The organism is Blastococcus sp. SYSU DS0669, assembly GCF_054050895.1.
The window spans coordinates 1-8,007 of sequence record NZ_JBJHAE010000042.1 but is presented as its reverse complement, the minus strand read 5'-3'; the positions used below and the strand labels follow the sequence as shown (position 1 = coordinate 8,007).

The 8,007-nt window shown below is 73.6% G+C and carries 6 protein-coding genes; 1 reads left to right on the top strand and 5 read right to left on the bottom strand.

Annotation, left to right across the window (positions count from 1 at the left end):
* Window positions 1-262: 262 nt before the first annotated feature.
* The gene (locus tag ACI792_RS20715; RefSeq protein WP_456604249.1) at window positions 263-862 is read left to right on the top strand and encodes a hypothetical protein; all 600 of its coding nucleotides are present in this window, start codon (window positions 263-265) and stop codon (window positions 860-862) included.
* Window positions 863-916: 54 nt separating this feature from the next.
* Here ACI792_RS20715 and ACI792_RS20710 read toward each other — a convergent pair whose 3' ends face one another.
* From ACI792_RS20710 to ACI792_RS20690, 5 genes are all read right to left on the bottom strand, one after another.
* Window positions 917-2,584: a 3'-5' exonuclease gene (locus tag ACI792_RS20710; RefSeq protein ID WP_456561899.1), complete on the bottom strand. Its 1,668-nt coding sequence runs from the start codon at window positions 2,582-2,584 to the stop codon at window positions 917-919.
* Entirely contained in the window at window positions 2,581-4,104 is a 1,524-nt protein-coding gene (locus ACI792_RS20705) for a hypothetical protein (RefSeq protein WP_456604248.1), read from the bottom strand. Before ACI792_RS20705 ends, ACI792_RS20710 begins: the two co-directional genes overlap by 4 nt.
* A 284-nt stretch (window positions 4,105-4,388) precedes the next feature.
* The gene (locus ACI792_RS20700) at window positions 4,389-5,111 is read right to left on the bottom strand and encodes an ABC transporter ATP-binding protein (protein WP_456604247.1); all 723 of its coding nucleotides are present in this window, start codon (window positions 5,109-5,111) and stop codon (window positions 4,389-4,391) included.
* Window positions 5,108-6,925 carry a branched-chain amino acid ABC transporter ATP-binding protein/permease gene (locus tag ACI792_RS20695; RefSeq protein ID WP_456604246.1) on the bottom strand — a complete coding sequence of 606 codons (1,818 nt, stop codon included), beginning with the start codon at window positions 6,923-6,925 and terminating at the stop codon, window positions 5,108-5,110. The genes ACI792_RS20700 and ACI792_RS20695 overlap by 4 nt, the downstream gene beginning before the upstream one ends.
* Window positions 6,925-7,800: a branched-chain amino acid ABC transporter permease gene (locus tag ACI792_RS20690; RefSeq protein ID WP_456604245.1), complete on the bottom strand. Its 876-nt coding sequence runs from the start codon at window positions 7,798-7,800 to the stop codon at window positions 6,925-6,927. The genes ACI792_RS20695 and ACI792_RS20690 overlap by 1 nt, the downstream gene beginning before the upstream one ends.
* Between the last annotated feature and the right edge of the window lie 207 nt (window positions 7,801-8,007).

The following is an 8,007-nucleotide window of genomic DNA, read 5'->3' as shown; positions in this document are numbered from 1 at the left end:
CCCCCCCCCACCACCCAGTACGGCAACACGTGGGGGGAAATGTGGGACATCTCTGCGTCCCTCGACGGGCCTCGGTGACCGCTGCGCTCGGCCGACCCAGGAGGTTCTGAGCTTGGCCGTGTGCGGCGGCCAGCTGCGGCAGCGACACGCGGTTCTGCACTGGGCGATCAGCAGCCCGCTGGCGCGCAGCAACGTCTCCCTTGCGTCACGCTTCGGGTGGAGCTGCTGGACTCCGAGGTCGTAGGGCCGCACGATGCGAGCTGTGAACCGACCCCGGCCGGTGTGGCCCCTGCTGGCGATGGCGGCGCTGCTGGCCGCCACGCCTGCGCTGGCCGCCTGCGGCGCCAGCGGGCCGGGCAGTTCGCCCTACGTCGCGGAGTTCGGCCTCGGAGCTGATACGCCCGAGGCCCGGGAGTTCGTGCTCACGCCGCTCCCCGGACCACGCGTTGAGGTGCTCCCCGCGCCGTCCCCTGCGCCCCGAATCACGCTGCCCGACCCCGGGGAAGGGTTCGACGAGCGGACCTACACGCCCTCGCCGGCGCCTGCGCCCGACTCCGGTGGCCCGTCGCCCCTCGAGTCGGCCTTCCAGCCCTCGATCGCCTGGGTCAACGACGGCCAGTACCTCGCGGTGGTCACCTTCGGCAGTTCCAGCTGTCCCAGCGGACCGCTTGGTATCGAGGTGGTCGCAGAGCAAGAGATCGAGGTCCGCCTGGGACCGCTGTTCCCCGACCGGGACGTCTGCTCTGCGGACATGAGCGGGCACGTCACGGTGGTGGAGTTGCCGTCGGGGGTCACGCCGACGAAGCCTCTGGCGGCCCGCTTCGGGGACCACGAGGTGACCATCGAGGCCACGGGTCGCTGACCCGGTCCCGCCGTACCGACTCGCTTGCCTGCGTCCGGTCACGGACCGGCTGTGTCAGCTGGCGGGCGGCAAGCGGTGCAGCTGGTAGCGGTACGTGTGGGTGCTCTGCGGCGGGCGCAGTTCGATGTCGGCCGGTGTGCGCACCGGGTCGGCTTTCCGCTGCCGGGTGATCCGGCCCGCGGCGGCCTGGCGGGCTGCGGCGGCGCGGCGGAACGACCCGTGGAACCACACCTCGAGGTCGAGGTAGCCGGGGTTGCTGTTGGCCTTCGCCAGCACGGTGGTGACGAGCTGCTCCACGTCGCCGTCGCGGTCGGGGCTGCGGGCCCAGTGCCGGGCGACTTCGAGCGCGAGGTGCGGGTCGGCCAGGTGCAGGCCGCGCTCGACCGCCGAGGCGAGCAGCTTGCTGACGGTGGTGTGCTGGTGCTTGGCGCGGGCCTCCTGCACGACGACCCACAACATGTGCGCGGCCATGTCGGACAGGCCCTGCGCCGGCCAGGTGTCGATCTTGCGGGCGCTCTTGCCGTAGTACAGGTCCTTCTTCACCTGCTTGGACAGCAGGCTGACCGGGACGCCGGCCGCGGTGGTGCCGTAGTCGAGGGCGCGGCGGGTGAGCAGCCGGTAGATGACGTCCCGCGGGCAGGGGCGTCCGGCGACGCAGGCCGGGCAGGCGGCGTGCGGCTCGCACGGCTGGGCGTCGCGGATCTGCTGATGGTTGGCCCTGTACCAGGCCCGCGCCGCCGGCCGGTCGAGGCGTTCCAGCAGCGGTTCCAGCGCGACGAGCAGGGTGCCCACGTCGCCGGGGTCGCGCGTGGTGGCCAGCAGCGCGGTGAGCCGGTCGAGGAGGCGGGGCGCGTGACGCTCGTCGTAGAGCACCTTCTCCGCGATCGTCGGGCAGTGCAGCCGCACGCAGGCGGCGATCTGCGCGGTCCAGGCGTCGAGCGCGGCCTCGGTCGGTCGGGCCGGCAGCCGGGTGCGGCCGTGGCAGGCGCGGATGTGGCCGGCCGGGATCTGCGGAGCGCGCATCCGCCGTCGGCGGCGGACTGTGGCAGCGATGTCGCTGCTGCGCTTGGGCTTGGTGACGCGGCAGAACTCGTCCCAGGTGGCGATGCCCAGCAGCGCGGCCTCGGCCAGGAGACAGTCGAGCACCTCGGCGGTGTCCTGAGCGTCCTTGAGCGCCTTGTGCAGCCGGGCCTGGGCGCGCGGCACGGCGAGGGTGGTGTTGATGCCGTACCGGGTGGCGAGGTCGGTGAGCTTGGCGAAGTTGGCGACGCCGGGCAGCTTGAGCCGGACGCCGAGGAACTCGGTGTCGAAGACGAGCCGGTCGAATGGGGTCATCCCGGCGCGGGCGTAGGCGGCGGCCAGGTGCCCGACGTCGAACAGGGCGTTGTGGCAGACCAGCGCGGCGTCGGGGTGCCCGGCGAGGAAGGCGTCCAGCTCGGCCAGCACGGCGGCGACGTCGGGCTGGCCGGTGAGGTCTGCGGTGCGGATGCCGTTGTAGGCGCTGCTGTCCCTGTCCACCGGGACGCGGGGGTTGGCCAGCCGGTGGAAGGTCTCCCGACGGGTGCCGTTGAGCAGCACCACCGCCCCGACCGAGATCGGGTGGAAGGCGGCCTCGGCGGTCTTGGTTGCCTTCGTGTGCGTGGTCTCGATGTCGAGGACGACGAACTCGCGGCCGGCGACCAGCTCCTGGTACGCCGCCCCCTTCTCCGGCGCGGTGCTCACGAGGAGTGCCGTTCGAGCAGCTCGGTGACGGAGAACGCGTCGCGCAGGCCGAGCACGCCCGCGGGCTCGGTCAGGGCGCGTGGCGGCGGCGCCCAACCCCGGGTGCGCTTGGACGCCTCGCGCAGGGTGCGGGCGACCTCGTGCTGGTCGAGCAGTGCGCCGTTGGCGGCGGCGACGATGAGATCCCCGAGCAGGTTGGTCCGGGCCAGGTTGGAGAACATCGCCCCGCGGCGGGTGGTCAGCCGCTTGACCCACAACCGGATCTGCGACTCGACCGCCGAGTTGCTGACCTGCACCTCCGGGTCGTTGTGCCGCTGCGCGACCAGCGCGGTGCGCCGCAGCAGCGGCTCGTAGCGGCGGCGCTGGGCGGCCACCAGGTCCGCCGGCAGGTCGGCGGCCGCCGCCGCGTCTTCCAGCTCGTCGAACCAGGTGCTGACGGCCTTCGGCCCGCCGTCGCGCATCAGCTCGCGGCTGAGCCGGTACATGTGGTCGCGCACCTTGTCGGCCAGCCGCCCGCGGGGCGGGGTCAGCCTGGCCTCGATGTTGCGGGTCGCGTGGTACATGCACGGCACGAACGTGGTCTTCTTGCCCCACACGGCGGTCGCGGCCTTCTCGATCGCCGCCGCGCCGTCGGCGACGAGGAAGTTCGGCGCGTCGAGCTCGGCCAGGACCAGCCGCCAGGCCTCGGTGGAGGCGTTGGGCAGCGCCCGCACCCGCACCAGCCGGCTCGACCGGCCGGTGACCTTGCCGTCCTTGTCGCGCTCCCAGCTGGTCCGGGTGACCACCAGCGCGGTCCACACAACCGGGGCGTTGGTCAGCGTGGCCGACCGGGCGTAGTCCCGCTTCACCGCCACCTCGTCGGCGAAGTACACCACCGGCAGCCCCTCGGCCCGGTAGGCCGCCTCCTCCACCTGCATCGCCGCGAGCGCCGGCTCGGTGATGAACGGGGCGAACCGCTCGAGGATGTCGGCCGAGAGGTGCCAGTGCGCCTTCAGCTCCCGGCGCGGACCGAACTGGCCGGCCTCGTGCAGCTCCTCGGGCGTCTTGCCGCCGACCGTGCGCACTCGCCCGGTCGGGCGCTTCATCTGCTCCAACGCTCGCTTCGACACCGCCGTGTAGGCGTGCCCGTCGGCCAGCTCGCGCAGCACCGACACGACCACCGGTGTCGGCACGTTCAGCCGCCGGCTGACCGCCTCCTCCCCGGCGTGCCTCGGGGTCAGCACCTCGCAGTCCGGGCAGCAGGTGTCGTCCTCCACCGCCGCGCGCGGCAGCGGAGCGGAGAAGGTGTGGGCGTCGCCGTCGTCGGTCCGACTCACGCAGCGGTACCGCTGCCGCTCGCCGGCGGCGGTCTTGTAGGTGCCGTGGGGCCACACGTAGCGCCCGCCGTGCCCCGGCCTGGGGCACTCCGGCGCACTCACCACCTGGTCGATCAGCAGCCGCGCGTCCGCCTTCGGCCGGGTGAGCACCGTGAAGTAGTGGACCCCGGCCTCGCCGTCCTGCTCGAACCGGCAGCGGAACACGCGCGTCGCTCCGCGCCTCGACTGCCTGGCCTCGTGAGCATGGACCTGCGCGCCCGCGTGCCCGTCCGGGCACGCGGGCGCAGGCACAGACCGGCGAGCGGCCACCGTGTGCACCTCCGACGCCGAGGGCGCGGGCGGCCCTTACGCAGCGTCAAGATCAAACCACACAGCGCGGACAAAGTCCCACATTTCCCCCCACGTGTTGCCGTACTGGCCCACCACTCGCTGCGCTCGCGGCGGGACCCTGCACGGGGGCCGTTCCAGCACGTCACCGCCCCCCAGAGTCAGGTGCCGCTCTCGACCCCCAGGTAGGCCTGCACGATGCGCTCGTCGGCGAGCAGCTCGGCCGCCGGGCCGGAGTGCACCACCTCGCCGCTCTGCAGCACGTACCCGTGGTCGGCGGCGCGCAGGGCCCGGCGGGCGTTCTGCTCCACCAGCACGACCGTGGTGCCCGACGCGCGGATCTCCTCGATGACGCGGAACACCTCGTCGACGATCTTCGGCGCCAGCCCCATCGAGGGCTCGTCCATGAGCATCACGGTGGGTCCGGCGACCAGGGCGCGGGCGATGGCCAGCATCTGCTGCTCCCCACCGGAGAGCGCCCCCGCCGGCAACGCCCGCCGCTCGGCGAGCACGGGGAACCGGTCGTACATCTCGTCGACGCGGCGCGCGCCGCCGGTGCCCGCGTGCCACGTGCCCATCTGGAGGTTCTCCTCGATGGTCAGGGTGGCGAGGATCTGCCGCCCCTCGGGCACCTGCACCAGCCCGCGGCCCACCAGCTTGTGGGCGGGGGTGCGGGTGATGTCCCGGCCCTCGAAGGTGATCCGGCCACCGGCCGGCCGAAGCATGCCCGAGACGGCGTTGATGACCGAGGACTTGCCCGCGCCGTTCGCACCGACCAGCGTGACGAGCGATCCCTGCTCGGCCCGGAAGGAGACGTCGCGCACCGCCTCGACCCGGCCGTAGGTCACCCGCAGGCCCTCCACGGTGAGGATCGGGTCGCTCATGTCGCATCCCTCGTGCTGTCGGGCGTGTCCAGGGTGCCGGCGGCGCCAGGCCGCACGTTGGCGACGGCGTCCGGTGGCGCGTCGCCGGCGCCGGCCGCGGTGGCGCCGGAGCGGGCCGTCTCGGCGACGGGGCCCTCGTCGCCGTCGTCGTCGGCCGACCCCAGGTAGGCCTCGATGACGGCCGGGTCGGCGGCGACCTCGTCCGGCGCACCGCTGGCGATGACCTCGCCGAAGTTGAGGACGACGACGCGGGTGCAGGTCTGCAGGACCATGCCGACGTTGTGCTCGATGAACAGGATGGTGAGCCCGTCGCGCGCCAGCGACCGGATCAGCTCCGACAGCCGGGCCGCCTCGACGTGGTTCATCCCCGCGGCCGGCTCGTCCAGGATGAGCAGGGAGGGGTCCGAGGCCAGCGCGCGGGCGATCTCGAGCCGGCGCTGGTCGCCGTAGGACAGCGCCTCCGCCCGGCTGCCCGCGAGCTCGCTCAGCCCGACCCGCTCCAGGCAGCGGGCCGCCTGCCGCAGCGCCGCGCGCTCGTCCCGCCGCGCCGACGGCAGCCAGATCAGCCGCCGCAGGAAGGTGGGCCTGCTGACCAGGTGGGCGCCGACGAGCACGTTCTCCAGCGCCGAGAGCCGGTTGAACAGCTTCGAGTGCTGGAACGTGCGGCTCACCCCGGCCGCCGCGATGCGGTGCACCGGGGTGCTGCCGATCGCCGTCCCGAGCACCGTCGCGCTCCCGGAGCTGGGCGGGACCAGCCCGCTGATCATGTTGACCAGCGTGGTCTTGCCGGCGCCGTTGGGGCCGATCAGGCCGACGACCTCGCCGGCCCGGATCTCCAGGTCCACGCCGCGGACGGCGTGCACGCCGCCGTACTCCTTGCCCAGGCCCGCGAGCGTGACCACCGGCTCCCCGGCCGCCGGGTGGCGGCGGCCGGCGAGGCCGGTGGTGGAGTCGCCGTCGTCACCGGAGGGCATGCGGGTCCGCCGCGGGATGAGGCTGGCGAGCCCCCCGGGCAGGAAGAGGATGACGACCAGGAGGAGCAGGCTGGCCAGGAACGGCCGGATCCAGCCGGCCTCCACCCCGACCGCCCGCTGGATCTCCGGGACGATCGTCTGGAAGCCGCTGCCCAGGAGCGGCCCCAGGAACATCGTCGAGCCGCCCACCACCGCGGTGACCAGCCCCTCGACGGCCGCGACGAAGTCGAAGTCGTTGGGGGCGATGAGCCGGACGTAGTAGGCGTAGAGGACGCCGTACAGCCCGGCGACCGCGCCGGCGGTGACGAATGCGGCGAGCCGGTGGCGCCCCACGTCGATGCCCATCGACCGGGCGGCCAGTTCGTCCTCGCGGATGGCCTCCAGCGCACGGCCGTAGCGCGATCGCCCCATCCGCCAGAACCAGTAGGCCACGAGCGCGAGCGCCGTCCAGGCCATGCCGACGGTGAGGATCCGGGGGACCCCCAGGCCCTGGGCGCCGCCGGTCCACTCCTGGTTGAGCAGCACCACGCGGACCGCCTCGGCGAAGCCGAGGGTCGCGATGGCCAGGAAGACCCCGCGCAGGTGCATGGTCGGCAGGCCGAGGACGACGGCGCCGAGCGCGCCGACCGACATGCCGATCGCCACGGCGATCAGCAGGGCGGGGACGTCACCGACGTCGGCCCCGCTGGGTGCCAGGTAGGCACCGGAGAACGCCGCGAGGGAGGCGAAGCCGGCCTGGCCGAGGCTGAGCTGCCCGGCGATCAGGACGGCGTAGAAGGAGTAGGCGAAGATCGCCCCCAGCGCGATGAAGGTGAGCGTGGTGGCGTACTGGCCGAGCATCAGACCTCCCGGACCTTCCGCGCGCCGAGCAGCCCCTGCGGGCGCAGCAGCAGGATCACGAACAGCAGGCCGAACGCGATGACGTTCACCCACGACGAGCCGATGTACTGGACGGCGAACACCTCGGCCAGCCCGAGCAGCAGCCCACCGATGAGCGCACCGGGCAGCGACCCCATGCCGCCGACGATGATGACCGCCAGGCCCTTGAGCTCGATCGCGGCGCCCATGCCCAGCTGAGCGGTGTTCACGTTGATGGCGAAGAGCACGCCGGCGACCGCGCCGAGCGCCGAGGAGATCGCGAAGGTGACCGCGGTGACCCGGTCGACGTTCACGCCGAGCACCCGCGCCGCGGTCGGGTTCTCCGCGACCGCGCGCATGCCCCGGCCCAGCCGCGTGCGGGTGACCATGTAGGTGAGGCCCACCATCAGGGCGAGCGAGACCGCGAGGATGACCACCTGCACGAGGGTCACCTGGGCGCCGAACACCTCGAACCGGGTGTCGGGGAAGGAGCCCGGCGGGAAGCGGCGGGTGTCCGGGCCGTAGCGCCACTGCAGCAGCGCGATGAGCATGCCGGCGAGCGCGATCGAGGAGATCAGCCCGGCGAAGTGGGCGTCGGCCCGGTTCTTGAGCGGCCGGAACGCCACCCGCTCGATGACCAGGCCGAGGACGGCGCCGAAGACGAAGACGATCGGCAGCGCCGTCCAGAGGGAGAGGCCACCCCGCTCCACCAGCTCGATGCCGACGAAGGCCGAGGCGGCGAAGACCGCGGGGTGGGCGAGGTTCAGCCGGTCGAGGATGCCGAAGACCAGCGTGAACCCGATGGCGAACAGCGCGTAGATCGAGCCGATGAAGATGCCGTTGAGGAGCTGCTGCACAGCGTTGCCTGTTCTCGTCGTGGGTGCCCGGGCACGGTAGCCGACGCACGGCCGGGGGCCCGGTCACCAGGACCGGACCCCCGGCGGGGTCGCAGCGGGGGGGGGGGGGGGGGGGGGGGGGGGGGGGGGGGGGGGGGGGGGGGGGGGGGGGGGGGGGGGGGGGGGGGGGGGGGGGGGGGGGGGGGGGGGGGGGGGGGGGGGGGGGGG

Coding starts and splice junctions, on each gene's coding strand:
- ACI792_RS20695 (WP_456604246.1), bottom strand. CDS start 6,925: ATGCTCGGCCAGTACGCCACCACGCTCACCTTCATCGCGCTGGGGGCG.
- ACI792_RS20700 (WP_456604247.1), bottom strand. CDS start 5,111: ATGAGCGACCCGATCCTCACCGTGGAGGGCCTGCGGGTGACCTACGGC.